We start from the raw sequence: 18,235 nt of genomic DNA, 5'->3' as shown, positions 1-18,235 counted from the left end.
CTGATTTCATTTTTTCAAAAGATGCTTCAGTAGCAAACTCTTTCCAGTTATAGTCAGGCCTTCCAGTAGGTTCTAATTTAGATATCATAACTATTTTACCTTTTACCGATAGAAGCCACTGAGCAAATTCAAGTGAGTCGCTGACCGTGGGAAGAATTAAAACTTCTGAGTTAACACCTTTTCTTGATGTAGAAGGGCTCCAAGCCAATTGAGTTCCCTGTAGGCTTTGAACTCGAGGATGAAGCATATCTATATGAGAAATTCCCCTTTCCCAACCTCTCCAGGTTCCAAATTTTTCATTTTTAGCTTTAATTCCCCACTGAGTATATTTATTTACTGCCCAATCATGCGCACTTTTCATTTGTGGTGTTCCAACTAATCTTGGTCCAATTCCGTCCAAAAGCTCTTGACCTAAGATTTCCAATTGAGAGTTTGTCTCTGCTTCTTTGATCATTTGGCTTATGACTGAATCTTCTTGAGCCTTTAAATTAAAGTTAGATAAAAGCATTAAAAGCACAATTAATAAATTTTGTCTATTCATTATATATTCTATTTTATTAATAAATTTAATTGATTTTAAATTATTTCACCATAAAAGCACTACTAAAAGTACGATTACCGTTAACCCTTATCTTATAAAAGCATTGACCCGTTGGTAAACTAATATATTCATTAGAACGCAGAGGTATTCATTTGAATTAATTAAAGCTTAAATACTTTTTTAATTAAAAAAACTGAATGAATTAATGTGGTTGCTAGTTTTCCTTCTAAATTATATAACTCCCCTTTAATTGTAGCTATGTTTTTTCCAAACATAACCATCTCGGCTGTAGCAATAGCTTTTCCTTTAAAAAGAGGTCTGTGATGCACACTATGGAGATTTGTTGAGCTTGGATAAATAGATCCCTTAGATTCATAAATTAGTAGTAAACTTGTAATATCATCAAGCATTGATGTCATCTGCCCACCCTGTACACTTTGATTAGGATTTAATGTTTTTGATGAAAACTCCCCTTCTAACTTCAAAAAACCCTTTTTATAATCAATAAAATTAAAATTGAACATTTTTCCAGTTCCACCATAAGTTTTGTGGAACTTTAAATACTTATCAAATTCGTTATCCATTGCTATATATTTTGAATTACTAAAATAAAAAAAAGGAATTTAATAATTTTTAATTATTAAAATAACTATTGAAAAATAAAATATCTAATTTTAAATACTTAATGCCATAATAATGCCAAAGGTAATAACACTTAAAGAAATCAAACCAATACTAAAAAATATTGATGTGATTAATTTAATGCAACAAGCTTTTATTCAATATAGTAATGGAAATGCTGTTATTCCTCCAGTAGGTGAGCTTATTTTTAATAACCCTCCAGGTGATGTTCATATTAAATATGGATATATAAAAAGAGAGGATTTTTATGTAATTAAGATAGCTTCAGGGTTTTATGAAAATTATAAATTAGATCTTCCATCTGGGCAAGGAATGATGCTTTTGTTTAGTCAAAAAACAGGTAAACTTGAATCTATTTTACTTGACGAAGGATACTTGACTAATATTAGAACAGCTGCTGCAGGTGCTCTAGCTGTAAAACATTTCTCTCCAAGTAAAATTCAATCAATTGGCATAATAGGTTCTGGGATTCAAGCCAGACTTCAATTAGAATATATCCAAAAAAATAATCCATGTAAAAAAGTTTTTATATGGGGTAGAAATAAAAACAGAATAAAAGAATTTTATTTAGAAATCAAAAATCATTTTGATGTTGAAATAAGCTCAAGCCCAAGTGATTTAGCAAAAAAATCAAATGTCATCATCACTACTACTGCTTCAGAAAGTCCATTACTAAAATCAGATGACATTAAGTCAGGCACACTAATAGTAGCAATAGGCTCTGACACAGAAAACAAACAAGAATTAGATAGCGAAATTCTTAGAAATGCAGATTTAGTTATTGGAGATAGCATTTCCCAAAGTAAAAGTAGAGGTGAAATTTTTAAAGCATTAAGTGAGGGCATGATTAATGAAAAAAAAATTGTGGAACTTGGAACTGCAATTCAAAATTCTAATCTTAATAGAAGTAATAATCAAACTATTGTCGTTGATCTTACAGGGGTTGCAGTTCAAGATATAGCGATAGCATCAAAAGTTTATCTAAAGTTTTTAAGGTAATATGTTAAAATATATTAGTAATAAAGGAGGAGGTAAACCTGTTAATTTTGAGACTGCCATACTAAATGGTTTTGCTTCTGACGGAGGTTTATATGTTCCTGAGAAACTACCTAAAATATCTAAAAATGAATTAAAAAAATGGAAAGGTTTGGGCTTTAAAGATCTTTGCTTTGAAATAGTTTCATTATTTATTGATAGAGAAATCATATCATCTGATGAATTAAAAATTATAATTGACAAATCTTATGATGCTTTTGAGGTTAAGAACGCAGTTACCCTCTATAAACTCAAATCTAGAGAACAAACTTACATCATGGAGTTATTTCATGGCCCTACTCTATCTTTTAAGGATATAGGACAATCATTTCTAGTAAACCTTCTTGATTTTCTATTGAAGAGAAAAAAAGAATCCTTGTCTATAATAGTAGCTACAACTGGTGATACTGGTCCAGCTGCAGCCAATTATATTGCTGGTAAATCTTCACTTGACGCATGGATATTGTACCCTAAAGGTTTGATTACAGAAGAACAAGAAAGACAAATGACTACATTACACAATAATAATATTCATCCAGTTGGTGTTTATAATTGTCCTGAAGGGGGAGATAATCTGGATACCGTAATTTCAAAACTATACTCAAATAAAAAATTTAAAAAAAAGGTTAAACTATCAAGTATAAATTCTATTAATTGGGGAAGAATTATTGCTCAAATGACACACTACTTTTATGGTTATTTGAAAGTGGCTGATTATATTGGAGAAGATATTAATATATCTGTACCATCAGGAGGTTTTGGAAACTTATGTGCAGGTGGATTTGCACGAAAAATGGGGCTTCCAATCAAAAACTTTATAATAGCCAATAATAAAAACGAATCCTTAAATAGAATTTTTAGAAATGGAGTTATTTCAAAAGATAAAATTCATGAAACTATTTCTTCAGCAATTGACATAATAACCCCCTACAACTTTTGGAGGTATTTGTATTTCTGCAATGGTCAAAATTCAAAAAATATTAAAAAATGGTCTAATGAATTTGAAACTAAAGGAGAGTTTCATTTTGACGATAAGACATTTAAATCATACAGAGATGGGTTTTTATCTTTTAGTGTTTCAGATAAATCAACTATTGGAACAATTAAAAGTATATACGAAAACGAAAATTACCTTTTAGACCCCCACGGCTCTGTAGCTATATCTGCACTTAACTCAATGGACGAAAAGCTTAGTCATAATAAGACAATATGCCTCGCGACCGCTCATCCAGCAAAATTTCCTAAGGTAATTTTAAAATCATTGAATAAAACAAAGTTACCTGAAGCCGGAAAACATAAATCAATTGAAGGTGCGAAAAAAAAGTGTCAAAAGGGATACCATTGTGATTATTCAAATCTTGAGAAATCTCTTTTAAATGCAATTGAAACAAACTGGGAAAGATCAAAAAAAATCATAGTTAAATAATTATGGCAAATTATACTTCTTTGAGTCAAAGTGACATTAGATCAATTTCAAGTAAATTTAATTTAAACAAAATTGACTCCTTTAGCTCCCTAGAGGGTGGTTTAGAAAATACCAATTACAAAATAAAATCTAATGGAGTAAGTTATGTATTATCTATTTGTGAGCAAAAATCATTTGAAAAAGCAAGAGAATTAGCTCTTTTATTGGAATATTTAAATCAAAATAATTTTTATACATCAAAAATAATTAATACTAAAAAAGGTAACCCTGTTTTACTTTGGAATAAAAAGCCAATAATGATTAAGAAATATATAGAGGGGAAAATAGAAAAAAACTTCTCTGAAAATGTTTTAAAATTAATTGGAGAACAAATTGCCAAACTTCACATAATCCTTCCCCCCTCTTACCTTCCAAATCAAGTTAATTATGGAAAGGAAAAGTTTGAAAATCTCAAAAAGTATGAGAATAATTTAGAGTTTCAAATATGGTTAAATAATAAGCTTGAATACTTAAAGCCTTTCTTTAAAATTAATCTAACAAAATCATTTATTCATAGCGACGTGTTTTATGATAATATTATAGTGAGTAATGACAACCTATCTGTTACAATAATGGATTTTGAAGAATCTGCTTTCTATTATAGAATTTATGATGTTGGGATGGCTATAATTGGAGTTTGTAGAGATGATAATCTAAATAATATAGATTTAGATAAAGTTAAAAACTTATTAAATGGCTACAAGAATATAATTAATCTTTCAGAAAATGAATTAAAATCATTAAAGGCTTTCACTATATATGCAGGAGCTTCTATGACCTTTTGGAGATATTTAAACTTTAATTTCACAAAACCTAACTCACTTTTATCTAATCATTATCTAGAATTAAAAAACTTGACTGATTTTGTTGAAATGCTACCTGAAGATGCTTTTAATAAATTTTAAAAAAATATTTTGATTCTATTTATTTTTAAAAATGCTAACAAAAATACTACCATATATAGAATGAACCAAACTTGATATTGCAGAAGGAATTGCAGTTGCAGGGTTTATAAAGTTCTCCCTTGCTAATACAACTCCAAGGCCAGAGTTTTGCATCCCAACCTCAATAGAGATTGTTTTACTAATAATTTTATTTTTAGTTAATATATAGCTAAATAGAAATCCAATTATAAAACCTAATAGATGTAAAATCATAATTGAAAAAATTAAACCAAGACCAGAGCTTAAAATTATGTCTTTACCCTGACCAATAATGCTTGCGACTATTAAGGTTATCAATATCACGGCTATTGGAGGTGAAAAAGGCTTAATTATGTTTGTTAGTTTAGGCGATAGTAAGTTTAATGAAAGACCTATTCCAACTGGTAATAACACAACCCTTAGAGTGCTAAAAAAAAGTCCCCATGCATCAACATCTAGATAGCTGCCTGATAAAAAAGCTGTTAATATTGGCGTTAAAAAAATAGCAAAAATAGTTGAGCAAGTGGTCATAGCAACAGATAAAGCAACATTAGCTTTAGCTAGATAAACTATAACATTTGATGCTGTTCCTCCTGGGCAACATGAAACTAATATTAAGCCTACTGCAAAATACGGAGGTAAATTAAACAAAACTCCTAGTAACCATCCAAAAAAAGGCATTATCGTAAATTGTAAAACAAGTCCAATTAAAAGCCATAAAGGAGATCTTAATACTTCTTTGAAATCACCAACCTTTAAAGTGAGACCCATTCCAAGCATAATTCCAGCTAATCCATATGTAATTAAATCACCAGAAAACCAAATAAACAAATCGGGATTATAAAGAGAAAAAATAGAACAAATAATTACCCAAAAAGGAAAATATTTGGTTATTTGTTCTAGGTTATTCAATATTATTTAATTTTTTTCAATTTTAAACCCTTTTAGCACTTCACTAGGTTCGATTATATTATATCCATTCCAAAATTCTGGATCATATTCTGTTAATTCAAAAGGTAAATCTGATTCAATTTCTTTATAAGATTGATAATCACTTTTATTAATAGAAACATTATTAAGAACTATAAACTCAGTTTTTAATTTGCTCCTAGCCTTAAAAATTATATCCATTTTTAATTGATTTTGTTTCCTTCTTCCCTTAACATTTTTATTTTTTTCAATTATCTTAAGAGGTCTCTCTAAGCCAAATGATCTTTGAATGTTGTTTTCACTGAAATATAAATCATATTTTCCATTATTATTTTTTTTAAATATTTGTTTTCCAAATCGATAATCAAGGCTATATGAAATACCAAATAAATCAAAATCATCCAAAACATCAACACTATTATAATCGATTCTAACTACTGCAAAATCGTCAGCATGAATATAAAGCCTTCCTTTATAGAGGGCTTTAGAAGATTTAGGTGTGTAATCAATTATATAAATTGGATCATAACCGATATAAGAAAGTTCCACTAATTTAAAATTATACAAACGAGATTTTTTAAAAACTTCAAGATCTAGTCTTACTTTCTTATAATCAAATTTTAAATAATAGTCAGATGTTCTTTTAATAAACCTCCTATTGCTGGAATTCCATCTTTTTTTATCATCTAATTCGTTTTTTTTAATTTTTTCTAATTGAGAATTATCTGTTGAATCAATTGCCCTTAGATCAACTCCATCCAAGGTAATATCGACAGGTAATATTCCAGATTTAAATTTAAAATATGAATCTGGTTTAATCCGAAGCTCAACTATTGGCTGAATTTTTTTTTGTAGTAGTTCTATACTAATTTGATTTTCTTTATTTAATAATCTTGCTGATCTTACAATACTTATTTTTTGATTTTCAGGTTCTTTATTTCCATGAAAATCTGAAAGAACTTCTTGGTAAAAATTAGTTTTTTTCGGAATAGTTGAGCTTATACTGTCCATAAATTTTTGATCAAACTCTTTTATGGAGGAGTTTTTTATTTTAAAATCTATTTTTTTTGTCTCTCCCATAATCGTCTCTCTCCAAAATATTTTTTTTGATGCGTAATCAAAACCATATACATTAACTAGACTGTTTTTAACCTTCTCTATTATTTGACTAGCAGCAAGTTTTTCCCTGTTTCTAACTTCTACAGATTTTAATTGTATTGCTTTTGCAGATAATGATATTCTTATAGATTTATTATTATTCAATGATACTGAGAGTGAACTAAAACCTATCGAAGAAATAAATAATGAATCTTCTTCACTAAAAGGAATATCCTTAAAAATTCTAAACTTTCCTTCTTCATTAGTTATAGTATTGTTGTTAAAGTTCGATGTTATTGCTGCAAAAGGAATTGGCTCATTATTAAGACTGTCAATAACAATTCCAGATATTTCCTGAGAATACCCAAATTTAATTATTAAAAACAAAATACTAATTTTAAAAAATTTCATAATTCAAAATTAAAAAAAGGGAATTATTAAATTCCCTTTTTTATTATTTAAATAATTTATTTTAGTTACTGAGGTAATCCTATCTTTCCTTTATTAGGAGCAAAATTACTATGCATCGTTTTCCAACCTTGATCTGTATTTACCCATACAGATGAAGCTCGCGTACTGTATTCAATAAATTCTGAGGTTGATTTAAGGTTACCATTTAAATCAAATAATTCTGAAGATCTATTCATAGTATACCCACCCTTAGCATAAAATGTGATGACAGCGGTATTCATGTCAGTAGAAAAATAAACTTTCATGTTTTCTAATTCAAAACTATCCCAAGTAAAGTTTTCATCTAATTTTAAATTTTCCTCACTAAAGTCATAAAACTCTCCCAAGTTTGAATCTCCTGTACTTATTGTGATATCAGGGTGCGTAAATTTCTTAAATGCTTCTTTATCTCCTTTAAGTATAGCATCTTGCATATCAGATTGAAGTTTTTCTATGTTCTTAACAAGTTCCTCATTATTTGCCTTTCTCGAATACTCTCTTAATTTAGTTTGATAAGGAGAAGAAAACGTAGCATAATCATATGCTTTTAATTGATTTTCAACTGCTTTATCAAACTCACCCAAAGAAGCATAATGTTCTGCCATTGAATCATAAGCGTTTGGGCCATCATGCATGCTTTGAGACTTCTTTACATATTCCATTGCTTTTTCTTTATCAACAGAACCATAATCACCTCTAAGATATCCATATGACATCATATTATATGCAGAAGATGCATATTTGGGAAATTTTTCAGCAAAAGCTTTGTATGATATAAAGTTTAAACCTCCTGTAGCTAAATAATGAATAAATGGACTTTTAGGAAACATAACTTCACCTTCTTTTTGTATTACTGAATACTTTTCTTTGTCTGATGAACTTAATGCATCATACCAGACTTTCTCTTCTCCACTAAGACTAGAACGATCTATCATTTTTAACTTATTTGCACGAGTTCCATAGTCCTTATTAGCTGAGCTAACGCGAGCTATAACTAATTTAGCACAACCACAATTCTCATCAACCATTAAAGCAGCTTCAGCCATACCTCTTGCTGTTAAAAATTCTAAATTAATCATATGATTAATTGCCTTATTTGAGATTTCAGAAGCTTTTTTTGAGCAAGATGTTTTTTGAATCATCTGCCCATAGCCTAAACTAGAAACTATTATAAAAAATAGTATGTAAATTTTTTTCATTTTTTAATTTTAATAATTATTAACTCAAGATACTGGTTTAATTGTCAATTACAATTAATTTTTATTTACTAATTTCCTTAAATGTTCGTTTATTCTTTTAGATATAAGATCTCTATGATTTTTAAATTCGCTTATCTGAGTGTTATATTTATATATTCTATTTTTTATAAACCATGAGTTTAATTTAATGATTGTTCTATTGAAAATTTTAATATGTTTATACTATCAATCCATTCTTGAAGACTGGGTTCCTTAGCTCCATACTTTTGGTTAGCCTCTAGCACTGCATCTTTAATTTGATTTGACCAACCATCAAGAAGTGAATTAATTTTAGGCATATTATATAACTCATTTTTAAAGGCAAAATCTAAACTATCATAAGTGTCTATATATTCAGAATAAGAACCAATTATTTTATCACATCCTGCAGAAATTTGTAAAATATTAAAAATACCAAAAGCAAAACCCTCACATCCATTTGAAGTCTCATACCATTCGTCCTTAATTGGAGTAACTGGATTTACATCTGAAATTAAATTTTCAAATGCATTATCTAAATCCCATGGTATAAGTTGTAGTTTGTCTAGGTAAGGGTCTTCATACCAATAATAATTATGATTTTCATAATTTTTTCCTCCTTCATGATAAAAATGCAAGAATCCGTCATCATTAGCTATACTTCTATCAACAAGAATAGTTTTTAAAAAAAGTTCATTTTCAATCCAATTATTGACTACACTCGATGCCATGGGATTATTAACATTACCTAGTTGATCAGAGAATTTTTTAATCTTAGAAACATCAGATATTTCTTCATTAGTTTTTAAACCGTCAATAAAATAATTTATTTCTTGAGATTCTCCGAATATATCAACCGGCCAAACCTCTTTATATAAATTACCATCTGGATTTTCAAAGTGTTTATTTGTAAATGGGCCATCAATATTTTCTGTATTAGCAAAAACTCCATTAAAAACACCATTTATGTATACTAAAGCATGATTTGACCTAGGGGCAATTACTCCAAAATTTCTATACATGTAGTAACCTAACCTCTCGTGCATTTTTGAGGGATCAAGATTTTGAGAGTGAAATTGAAGTTTTTTCATTCCATAAAACTTTTTATCATCCTTCCAATTAATTTTAATTTTCATCGAAAGTTTTGGACATGTTTTGTATCCACTTGGATTTGTCCAGTTAATACCTGATAAACACCCAACCCATGCCCCAACAGACCCTTTATATCTAATTCCTACGTTTTTAATGGTCTTGCCTTCAAAAACTAAAGAGCCTTGAACATAATTTTCAGCAGCAGGATCATTATTTAAAATTTGTAAATTCTCTTCATTAATATACAAATCAAACCTATGAAGGTTATTTTGATCATAAATATAATCTGAGGAATGACTATCGAGTTCAATATATTCCTCAAAATCTTCTAAAAGCTCTTCGGAATCAGTCAAACTATCTTTCTTGCAAGTAACGAAAATCAGTAACATCAAAATATGAAAGTAATTTTTAAATGAAAACAAAGTATATTTTTTAAAATGAATTAATAAGTTTTTATTAAATTGATATTAATCTAAATTAAAAAAAATAACCATGATTAATCGAGCTTTAATTCTATTTTTACTTCTATCAACTATCATAGCTTATCCCCAGGTAGATTCTGATTATAAGACACCTAAAAAAGATTTATTAGATCTCATAGATATCGATCTTGCTCCATCTGTAATTAGAAATAGCGATAACAGTATTTTAGTTTTTTTATATCGTCCTGCATACAAAAACATAAAAGATCTTTCAAGAGAAGAACTAAGACTAGGGGGATTAAGAGTCGATCCAAAGCGTCATATAGGTAGTAGAACAACATATTATAATAAAGTTCAGGTGACTAAACTATCTCAAAACAAAACACCAAATGAAATAATTGGTTTACCAAGCATAGTTAATCTCTCAAATTTTCAATTTTCACCAGATGAAAAAAAAATAGCGATGACTAACACTACCGAGAAGGGAGTTGAGGTATGGATTGTTAATTTGCCTACACTTATTGCAAAAAAAATATTCGATTCTAAATCCAATGCTACTATGGGGAATGTAATTAATTGGATTAATAACAGTGAACTAATAATAAAGTCGCTACCCGATGATTTGAAGCCCCTTATAAATACTGCTACATCTATTCCAACAGGTCCAACTGTTACTGAAAATAACGGATCAAAAGCACAAAACAGAACCTATCAAGATTTATTAAAGAATCCTAATGATGTTTATAATTTCAAACAATTAAGTCAAACTGAGTTATTAAAAATAAATATTGAAGGAGAATATGTGAAATGGTTACCAACTAGGATGTATAAGAGTATTCAATTATCTCCAAACAAAGAATATCTATTAATAGATTTTATAAAAACTCCTTTTTCATACATAGTTCCCTATAATAGATTTCCGACTGAGACTCATGTTTATGATAAAAACGCAAAGCTTATTAAAGTAATTAATGATGCGCCCCTCCTAGAGGAACTTCCAAAAGGTTTTATGTCAACCACCAGCGGTAAAAGAAATTTTAGATGGAGAAGTGACAAGCCTTCAACATTATCATACACAATTGCATTAGACGGTGGTGATCCGTCAAATAAAACTGAGTTTCGTGATGCACTATATCAATGGGAGGCTCCATTTAGCGATCCTTCTAAATATATCACAAAGGTTAAAAATAGAATTAGTGGCATCTATTGGGGTAAAGATGATTTAGCTATAATCACAGACCGTTGGTGGAATACTCGAAACACTAAAACCTATGTTTTTAATCCCTCAGATCCCAAAAGTGAAGCCACAATAATTAATGATAGAAATTATCAGGATGTTTATAGTGATCCAGGAAGATTTGTCCAAATAAAAAATAAGTTTAATAAAAATATACTTTTAATAGATGAAAACTCAACTTTTACCATTGGCAATGGGTTTACAAAAAATGGTCAATTCCCTTTTCTAGATAAAGTAAATCTTTCTTCAGGAAAATCAGAACGAGTTTACCAATCTCCTTATGATGATAAGTATGAAAATATTATTGATTATGATTTAATTAAAAATGAGATTATAGTTAGAATTGAATCCCCAAATGAGTATCCAAACTATTATAAAAATTCTTTTAAATCCGGTAAGCTAGATCAATTAACATTTTTTAATAATCCTTTTAAATCTCTTCAAAATATTAAAAAAGAAATAATCAGTTACAAACGTGATGATGGTCTGGATTTAAATGGAGTATTATATATTCCAAATAGCGGTGAATTAGAAGATGAAAAAAAACCAATGATTTTATGGGCATATCCCAGAGAATATAAAGATAAATCTAGTGCCTCTCAAAAAACAAATAATTCAAATCGTTTTACTTACCCATCATGGGGTTCACCAATTTACTGGGCTACACAAGGTTATGTGGTTTTAGATAGAGCTTCATTTCCTATTGTTGGAGAGGGAGATAATGAGCCTAATGATTCATTTAGACCTCAATTAGTTGCAAACGCAAAGGCAGCAATAGATGCAGTTGATAAGTTGGGTTATATTGACAGAGAAAGAGTTGCTGTTGGAGGTCATAGCTATGGTGCTTTTATGGTAGCAAACCTATTGAGTCACTCAAATTTATTTGCCGCTGGAATAGCAAGAAGTGGAGCATACAACAGAACCCTTACTCCTTTTGGCTTTCAAAGTGAAGAAAGAAGTTATTGGGAAGCACCTGAAGTCTATTACACAATGTCTCCCTTTATGCATGCAGATAAAATGAAAACTCCTTTATTATTAGTTCACGGTGAAGCAGATAACAATTCTGGAACCTATCCAATGCAGAGTATAAGATATTTTAATGCTCTCAAAGGTCTTGGCGCAACTACTCGCCTAGTCATGTTCCCAAAAGAGAGTCATGGATACCGGGCAAAAGAAACGATACTACATCTAATCTGGGAACAAGACAGATGGTTAGAAAAGTATGTGAAAAATAAACCTAAAGATTTAACAAATAAACCCTTAAAGCCGAAGGGCTAAATGTTTATAAAGTAAATTTTATTTTATTTCTTCATAAAATGACGCATAAGACATTTGCATCCAGGGTAATACGAATATAACACCTACAACTAGGCATAGAATACCTAAAATAGCCCAAGGAATAAATCTTAGACTTAAACCCAAAAGTTTTGTTTTGTTACCCTTCATTATTTTCCAACTCTCTTTAAGAGTATCTACAATTCCAAGTTCTGGTTTGTCAATCATTACATAGTATGCCATCGAAAAACCGAAAGCTAGAATAATACCAGGGATAATTAAAAGAATCATTCCTAAAATAATTAATGCAATCATAAGAAAATAGACTCCCAAGATTTTACCCAGGGACTTGAAACCATCAAAAATATTATTATAATCTGCTGAACCATTTCTAAAAAGGTTCAATGTGTAAATTGAAAAACCTAATGCAAGAGGAGCAGCAACAAGCGTTGAAATTAATCCAAGAGAAATATCTTCCATACCACCAGCTTCAATAGAGCCAATTGCTTTTAGGATTTCTGAAATAGTTTGAGGTATCATTACTGTTAAACCAACTAAAAAAGCTGTAGACCAGTTGTTTTTGAGTTTTTCACGTGCAGTTCGCATGTGAATTAAATTTGGTGAAGTCATAGTTAATTGTTTTTTAAAAGTAGTTAAATATAAGATTTTTAAACAATCTTATTAAGAAACCAAAGCATTAATTATGAAGTAAAAAATTGAAGGACACATTAAACAGCCTAGACCAGTAAAAAATGTAGCGGTCAGAGCTCCATATGGCACAAGTTTTTCGTCAGTTGCAGCTAATCCTGCTGCAACCCCACTTGTTGTACCTATAAGCCCTCCAAAAATCATTGCTGAATTTGGATTATTTAAACCTATTTTAGTTGCAACTAAAGGTGTGCATATAGATGTTACAATGACCTTAACTACACCTGTAGCAACGCTAAGTGCAATTATTTCAGAACTTGCCCCTAAGGCTGAACCTGTTACTGGACCAACAATATAAGTACACGCACCTGCACCAATAGTAGTTAGACTTATTGGATCTGAATAGCCCATTAATAAAGCAACTATCACACCTAAAGAAAATGAAAATGACACTCCAATAAAAAGTGAAAGTATACCTGAAAAACCAGCTTGTTTAATTTTACTAATATCAACCCCCATTGCGGTGGCAACAACTGAAAAATCTCTTAACATAGAGCCGCCTAGAATCGCCATACCCCCCATATATGGAAGGTTTGAAACACCTTTATCTTCCCCCATAAATGCTAAAATAAGAGCAATTATTATTGCTATAGCAGCTCCAGGTATCATGTTATTTAAGATCTTTTTTGAAAATAAATATGATAAATACATAATAACTCCAACAATAAAAAATGCGAAAATTAGTCCATTAGCATTAACTATGTTTTCAATCATTTTGGTTTATTATTTTTTATTTAAATCTTCTTTACCAATTCTCGAGAGAAGAGGAACTAGCATAAAAGCTACAATAGTCACCAATACACCAACTATAATTGCAAGCCAACCACCCAACATAGCAGCTTTAACATTTTGAGATGCAGACATTGCTACTACTATTGGAATATACATGGTGCTCCAAAATAACACTCCATTCTCAGACTTAGAAATATTAATATTTTTCTTTTTTAAATAGGAGTTAATAAAAACCAAAAGAAACATTGAAAACCCAACTCCACCAATATCCCCAGACAAGCCAATTAGAGAACCAAGAAAAGTTCCAATAATTTTTCCTGCTAAAAAACAAAATGCCAATAATGAAACTCCGTAAATATTCATATTTATTATGTTAAATCTAGTTATTTAGTTTAGTTAATATTCATCGTTTATATGAAAATTAGGAATAATTCTAGCTTTAGATGACTGCTCAAAGGCATAGGAAATTTCTATCAAAACAGGCTCACTCCATGCTCTTCCAAAAAATGAAAGACCCACTGGTAAACCATGAATGTTTCCCATTGGAACAGATATAATTGGATACCCAGCCCAAGCTGAAGGAGAAGAACTTGAAATATGGTAATTGTCACCATTAAACCAATCAGTAGACCAAGCAGGACTTCCTGTAGGCGCAATAATAGCATCTAAATTATTATCATCCATTACTTTGTCAATACCTTCTTCACGACTGAGCCTTTTTAATTCAGATAATGAGTTCAAATATTTTTCACTTTTAATTCCATCTGTATTTAGGGCTGTCTCGAGGTAGGCTTGATTAAAATACTTTAACTCAATAGAATCATTTTTATTAAATTCAATCAATTCTTTGAGATCTTTAATTGGTGAATTCTTACCTAAAGACTTAAAATAATTATTTAATCCATCTTTATATTCATGAATCATAACCTGAAATGAATGACTTCTAGCTTCAGAAGAAGAAACTGTTTCTATTTCAATAATTTCTGTTCCCATTTTTTTTATTAAATCAACAGATTTTTTAAATAACGAATCTACTTTATCATTTAAACCCAAAGGACCTGAATAAACACCTATTCTTTTACCTTTTAATCCATTTTTATTCAAAAACTGAGTATAATCATCATAAGTGTTATCCAAGCTTGTTATTGTCTTTTTATCATTTTCATCAACTCCAGTAAGAAAACCAAGACATATTGCTGCATCTTGAACACTTCTAGCCATTGGTCCTGCAGTGTCTTGAGTATAAGATATAGGGATAATTCCCGATCGACTAATCAAGCCTACAGTTGGTTTAATTCCAACAACGCCATTAACTGTTGAAGGACATACTATAGATCCATTAGTTTCAGTTCCAATTGCTAGAAGAGTAAGATTTGCTGAAACAGAAACTCCTGAACCAGAGCTTGATCCACATGGATTTCGAGTTAAAACATATGGGTTTTTAGTTTGTCCATTAATTCCACTCCAGCCACTAGTTGACCTCTTGCCTCTAAAGTTTGCCCATTCACTTAAATTTGCTTTACCTAAGATTACAGCTCCAGCTTTTCTGAGTTTCTCAGCTACTTTACTGTCTTTTAGTGGTTTGGATCCAGCTAAAGCCCTTGATCCAGCTGTTGTAGACATTTGATCATTAGTATCAATATTGTCTTTCAAAAGAATTGGGACTCCATGTAGATGACCTCTTGAACCATTATTTTTTAACTCTTGATCTAGTGCTTTTGCAATTGAAATAGCTTCAGGATTAATCTCTATAACCGAATTAAGTCTTGGACCATTTTGATCAATTTTTTCAATTCTTTCTATGTATGCTTTGATTACTTCTTCAATTGTAAAGTCTCCATTTTTATATCCATTATTTAAAGCTATAATATCAATCTCAAGAAATTTAAAATCGTTAAGATCTTTATTTATAGGCTCAGTAAAAGTATTGCAACCAAAAAATATAAAAATTATATTGAGTATAAAAATATTATAAGCTTTCATAAAGTCATAAATTGAATAATTATTTAGAATATCATAAAGTTAATTAATATATTATAAGAAATAAAAAACCTATCAAATGATACTTTTATATAAAAAATACTTTTTATTTTTTTTGGTAATTTTTTATTCTTTTGAATGCTATTCGCAAAACATCAAGTCTTTCTTCAAAGCTCCTGATGGAGAATATTTAATCAGTACAGACCTGCATATTCACACTGTTTTTTCTGATGGAAGTGTCTGGCCAGATATAAGAGTTGATGAAGCTGAAAGAGAATCGCTTGATTTAATTGCTATAACTGATCATCTAGAGTATCAGCCTCACTCTAAAGACATACCTAATCCAGACAGAAATAGATCATTTGAAATTGCTAAGTCTCACAGAAGTAAAAAATCAAATTTAATTGTAATTAATGGAGCTGAAATAACAAGATCAATGGCTCCAGGTCATATAAATGCAGTTTTTATTAATGATGCGAACAAAATATTGCACATGGATTCATTAAGTGGAATATTAGAGGCCAATAAACAAGGTGCTTTTGTTTTCTGGAATCATCCAAACTGGATTTCACAAAGAAATGATGGAATAGCTAAGTTAGATCCATACCATCAATATCTTATAAAAAATAAACTTTTACATGGAATTGAAGTCGTTAATGAAAATTCATTCTCTGAAGAGGCTTTTGAAATTGCATTAAATAACAATTTAACTGTATTGGGAACTTCAGATATTCATGGGTTAACCGAATGGGCTTATAATATTTCGTCAGGAGGACACAGGCCTATTACATTTGTAATTTCTAATTCAAAATCAGAAAAAGGTATTCATAACGGATTATTAAACAACCAAACCTTTATATGGTTTAATGATCTCTTGATTGGCAGCGCTGACAACTTAATACCGGTACTTTATTCAAATCTAAATGTTACTTCTAATGGATATAAGTCTAACACAATACTTGCAGAAATTGTTTTAAAAAATCATAGTTCTGTTCCAATTAAACTTGAGTATTTAGGTGAGTACAATCTACATGAAAACAGTAAAATGATTGAAATCGATCCCTATAGCTCAAAAATAATTTTAGTTAAAACAAAAGAGTTTCGTGAAAAAATCAAACTCCCCTTCAGAGTCTTAAATGCATTAATCAGTTCTAAAATAAATGCTTTAATTTCTTATGATATTTCAATTTAAGTTAATAAAAGTTAGACCCTGCTAAGTGATTTTATTGCTTCAATAAAATGATCTAGCTCTTTTGTTGTTGTAAAAACATTGGGAGAAATCCTACAACCATTTACATTTGCATAATTTATTGCTACAGTAAATACATTAAATTGTTTAAATAATTTTTCAGCTAAATCTTTAGAAGACATGTTATCAAGTCCAACGTTAGCAATAGCACAACTTCTTGTTTTATCTTTTGGTGTGTTGATGTTTACATTAGGATAATTACGAAGTTTTTCAGTCCAATAATTCTGAATGAACCTTAATCGTTCTTCTTTTCTATTAATACCCATCCATTCTATATAATCTAAAGCATCATTAATAGCTAAGTCAATATGAACTGGATGTGTTCCTATATGATTCAATCTATCTATATCATTTAAATCTTTATTGTGATCTGCTAAAAGAGGCCATATTTTAGAAGTATGTTTGGAGTCTACATATAATAATCCAGCGCCAAGAGGAGTTGCCAGCCATTTATGAAGACTTGACCCATAATAATCACAATTTAAATCCTCAATATTGAAGTCAAAATGACCTATGCAATGAGCCCCATCAACCATTACTTCAACTTTATGTTTATGGGCCATATCACATATCTTTTTTATGGGTAAAATTTGTCCAGTTATATTTATCATATGACAAACCATAATAAGTTTTGTTTTGGAAGTTATTTTGGATTCATATAAAGACACAATTTCTTCATCAGAATCAGGGTGATTTGGAACAGAAACTACTTTATTTAAAACGCCATGACGCTTATAAACTTGTTCAAACATTACTTTCATTGCGCCATAGTCTTGTTCTGCATAAATAGCTTCATCTCCACTCTTCCAGGGAAATCCACCAATAATAAGATCTAAAGACTCAGTTGTATTTCTTGTTATTGCTATATTGTTAGAATTGCAGCCGACAAATTTCGCAAGTCTATTTGTGATTAATTTTTTATCAGTTAAACGATTATTTCTCATATAATATGATCCTTCAATATTAATTCGCCTAACATGATCAATATGTTTTGACAATGTAGGTTTTGGAATTATATTATAATATCCACTTTCAAGGTTTATATAATCAGATGTTAGTTCATAGTGATCTCTTATTTTATTCCAATAATCTGAATTAAAGTCAGGATAGTTAATTGTCTCTTTTTCAATATATGAAACATTAGATGATGAAATAAGTAAAGGAGAAGCCAATGCAGTTCCAATAGCTTTTAGGAAAGTTCTTTTTTTCATTTTTTTAGAAGTTTGTCTTTTAAAGATA

The 18,235-nt window shown here is 29.8% G+C and carries 16 protein-coding genes and 1 pseudogene; 5 read left to right on the top strand and 12 right to left on the bottom strand.

Annotated features, from left to right (window positions below; genetic code table 11):
* Both AC34EU_RS00860 and AC34EU_RS00855 read right to left on the bottom strand, forming a co-directional pair.
* Window positions 1-541: pseudogene (locus AC34EU_RS00860) on the bottom strand (peptidase M28); the annotation flags it as partial.
* A 161-nt stretch (window positions 542-702) separates the two neighbouring features.
* Window positions 703-1,125, bottom strand: a complete 423-nt coding sequence (locus tag AC34EU_RS00855) for a PaaI family thioesterase (RefSeq protein WP_487533045.1) — start codon at window positions 1,123-1,125, stop codon at window positions 703-705.
* Window positions 1,126-1,237: 112 nt separating this feature from the next.
* Here AC34EU_RS00855 and AC34EU_RS00850 point away from each other — a divergent pair, with 112 nt between their 5' ends.
* From AC34EU_RS00850 to AC34EU_RS00840, 3 genes are read left to right on the top strand one after another with little or no spacing between them, the layout of a single operon-like run.
* A complete protein-coding gene (locus tag AC34EU_RS00850; protein ID WP_487533044.1) occupies window positions 1,238-2,182 on the top strand; it encodes a Rossmann-fold NAD(P)-binding domain-containing protein in 945 nt (314 codons plus the stop codon).
* A 1-nt stretch (window position 2,183) separates the two neighbouring features.
* Complete coding sequence (thrC, locus tag AC34EU_RS00845; protein WP_489695996.1) at window positions 2,184-3,644, top strand: threonine synthase; 1,461 nt, start codon at window positions 2,184-2,186, stop codon at window positions 3,642-3,644.
* Between the two features lie 2 nt (window positions 3,645-3,646).
* Window positions 3,647-4,588, top strand: coding sequence for a phosphotransferase (locus AC34EU_RS00840; RefSeq protein ID WP_487533042.1), 942 nt, complete (start codon window positions 3,647-3,649; stop codon window positions 4,586-4,588).
* A gap of 15 nt (window positions 4,589-4,603) precedes the next feature.
* Here the strand turns inward: AC34EU_RS00840 and AC34EU_RS00835 are convergent, their stop codons facing one another.
* The 5 genes from AC34EU_RS00835 to AC34EU_RS00815 all read right to left on the bottom strand — a co-directional run bounded on the left by AC34EU_RS00835 (window position 4,604) and on the right by AC34EU_RS00815 (window position 9,782).
* Complete coding sequence (locus tag AC34EU_RS00835) at window positions 4,604-5,518, bottom strand: bile acid:sodium symporter family protein (RefSeq protein WP_487533041.1); 915 nt, start codon at window positions 5,516-5,518, stop codon at window positions 4,604-4,606.
* A 6-nt stretch (window positions 5,519-5,524) separates the two neighbouring features.
* Window positions 5,525-7,045 carry a carboxypeptidase-like regulatory domain-containing protein gene (locus AC34EU_RS00830; RefSeq protein WP_489666699.1) on the bottom strand — a complete coding sequence of 507 codons (1,521 nt, stop codon included), beginning with the start codon at window positions 7,043-7,045 and terminating at the stop codon, window positions 5,525-5,527.
* 65 nt (window positions 7,046-7,110) lie between these two features.
* Window positions 7,111-8,283 carry a nuclear transport factor 2 family protein gene (locus AC34EU_RS00825; RefSeq protein ID WP_487533039.1) on the bottom strand — a complete coding sequence of 391 codons (1,173 nt, stop codon included), beginning with the start codon at window positions 8,281-8,283 and terminating at the stop codon, window positions 7,111-7,113.
* 54 nt (window positions 8,284-8,337) lie between these two features.
* Window positions 8,338-8,439 carry a hypothetical protein gene (locus tag AC34EU_RS00820; RefSeq protein ID WP_487533052.1) on the bottom strand — a complete coding sequence of 34 codons (102 nt, stop codon included), beginning with the start codon at window positions 8,437-8,439 and terminating at the stop codon, window positions 8,338-8,340.
* Window positions 8,440-8,462: 23 nt separating this feature from the next.
* A complete protein-coding gene (locus AC34EU_RS00815) occupies window positions 8,463-9,782 on the bottom strand; it encodes a CotH kinase family protein (RefSeq protein ID WP_487533038.1) in 1,320 nt (439 codons plus the stop codon).
* 103 nt (window positions 9,783-9,885) lie between these two features.
* Here AC34EU_RS00815 and AC34EU_RS00810 point away from each other — a divergent pair, with 103 nt between their 5' ends.
* Complete coding sequence (locus AC34EU_RS00810; protein ID WP_487533037.1) at window positions 9,886-12,330, top strand: alpha/beta hydrolase family protein; 2,445 nt, start codon at window positions 9,886-9,888, stop codon at window positions 12,328-12,330.
* Between the two features lie 18 nt (window positions 12,331-12,348).
* Here AC34EU_RS00810 and AC34EU_RS00805 read toward each other — a convergent pair whose 3' ends face one another.
* Genes AC34EU_RS00805 through AC34EU_RS00790 form a run of 4 tightly spaced genes read right to left on the bottom strand, consistent with a single transcriptional unit; the run spans window position 12,349 to window position 15,750 of the window.
* Entirely contained in the window at window positions 12,349-12,957 is a 609-nt protein-coding gene (locus AC34EU_RS00805; RefSeq protein ID WP_487533036.1) for a DUF975 family protein, read from the bottom strand.
* A 51-nt stretch (window positions 12,958-13,008) separates the two neighbouring features.
* Window positions 13,009-13,749: a malonate transporter subunit MadM gene (gene madM / locus AC34EU_RS00800; protein WP_487533035.1), complete on the bottom strand. Its 741-nt coding sequence runs from the start codon at window positions 13,747-13,749 to the stop codon at window positions 13,009-13,011.
* A gap of 9 nt (window positions 13,750-13,758) precedes the next feature.
* Window positions 13,759-14,130, bottom strand: coding sequence for a malonate transporter subunit MadL (madL, locus tag AC34EU_RS00795; RefSeq protein WP_487533034.1), 372 nt, complete (start codon window positions 14,128-14,130; stop codon window positions 13,759-13,761).
* Between the two features lie 33 nt (window positions 14,131-14,163).
* Entirely contained in the window at window positions 14,164-15,750 is a 1,587-nt protein-coding gene (locus AC34EU_RS00790; protein ID WP_487533033.1) for an amidase, read from the bottom strand.
* Window positions 15,751-15,826: 76 nt separating this feature from the next.
* Between AC34EU_RS00790 and AC34EU_RS00785 the strand changes: the two genes are divergently transcribed.
* Window positions 15,827-16,939, top strand: a complete 1,113-nt coding sequence (locus AC34EU_RS00785) for an Sb-PDE family phosphodiesterase (RefSeq protein WP_487533032.1) — start codon at window positions 15,827-15,829, stop codon at window positions 16,937-16,939.
* 11 nt (window positions 16,940-16,950) lie between these two features.
* Here the strand turns inward: AC34EU_RS00785 and AC34EU_RS00780 are convergent, their stop codons facing one another.
* Window positions 16,951-18,207: an aminotransferase class V-fold PLP-dependent enzyme gene (locus tag AC34EU_RS00780; RefSeq protein WP_489666694.1), complete on the bottom strand. Its 1,257-nt coding sequence runs from the start codon at window positions 18,205-18,207 to the stop codon at window positions 16,951-16,953.
* Window positions 18,208-18,235 lie beyond the last annotated feature (28 nt).

The organism is Candidatus Marivariicella framensis (assembly GCF_982709265.1).
Note: the sequence above shows the minus strand (reverse complement) of the source record. Positions and strands in the feature narration are given on the sequence as shown.

Coding starts and splice junctions, on each gene's coding strand:
- AC34EU_RS00830 (WP_489666699.1), bottom strand. CDS start 7,045: ATGAAATTTTTTAAAATTAGTATTTTGTTTTTAATAATTAAATTTGGG.
- AC34EU_RS00850 (WP_487533044.1), top strand. CDS start 1,238: ATGCCAAAGGTAATAACACTTAAAGAAATCAAACCAATACTAAAAAAT.
- AC34EU_RS00790 (WP_487533033.1), bottom strand. CDS start 15,750: ATGAAAGCTTATAATATTTTTATACTCAATATAATTTTTATATTTTTT.
- AC34EU_RS00785 (WP_487533032.1), top strand. CDS start 15,827: ATGATACTTTTATATAAAAAATACTTTTTATTTTTTTTGGTAATTTTT.
- AC34EU_RS00815 (WP_487533038.1), bottom strand. CDS start 9,782: ATGTTACTGATTTTCGTTACTTGCAAGAAAGATAGTTTGACTGATTCC.
- madM (WP_487533035.1), bottom strand. CDS start 13,749: ATGATTGAAAACATAGTTAATGCTAATGGACTAATTTTCGCATTTTTT.
- madL (WP_487533034.1), bottom strand. CDS start 14,130: ATGAATATTTACGGAGTTTCATTATTGGCATTTTGTTTTTTAGCAGGA.
- AC34EU_RS00810 (WP_487533037.1), top strand. CDS start 9,886: ATGATTAATCGAGCTTTAATTCTATTTTTACTTCTATCAACTATCATA.
- AC34EU_RS00840 (WP_487533042.1), top strand. CDS start 3,647: ATGGCAAATTATACTTCTTTGAGTCAAAGTGACATTAGATCAATTTCA.
- thrC (WP_489695996.1), top strand. CDS start 2,184: ATGTTAAAATATATTAGTAATAAAGGAGGAGGTAAACCTGTTAATTTT.
- AC34EU_RS00825 (WP_487533039.1), bottom strand. CDS start 8,283: ATGAAAAAAATTTACATACTATTTTTTATAATAGTTTCTAGTTTAGGC.
- AC34EU_RS00780 (WP_489666694.1), bottom strand. CDS start 18,207: ATGAAAAAAAGAACTTTCCTAAAAGCTATTGGAACTGCATTGGCTTCT.
- AC34EU_RS00805 (WP_487533036.1), bottom strand. CDS start 12,957: ATGACTTCACCAAATTTAATTCACATGCGAACTGCACGTGAAAAACTC.
- AC34EU_RS00855 (WP_487533045.1), bottom strand. CDS start 1,125: ATGGATAACGAATTTGATAAGTATTTAAAGTTCCACAAAACTTATGGT.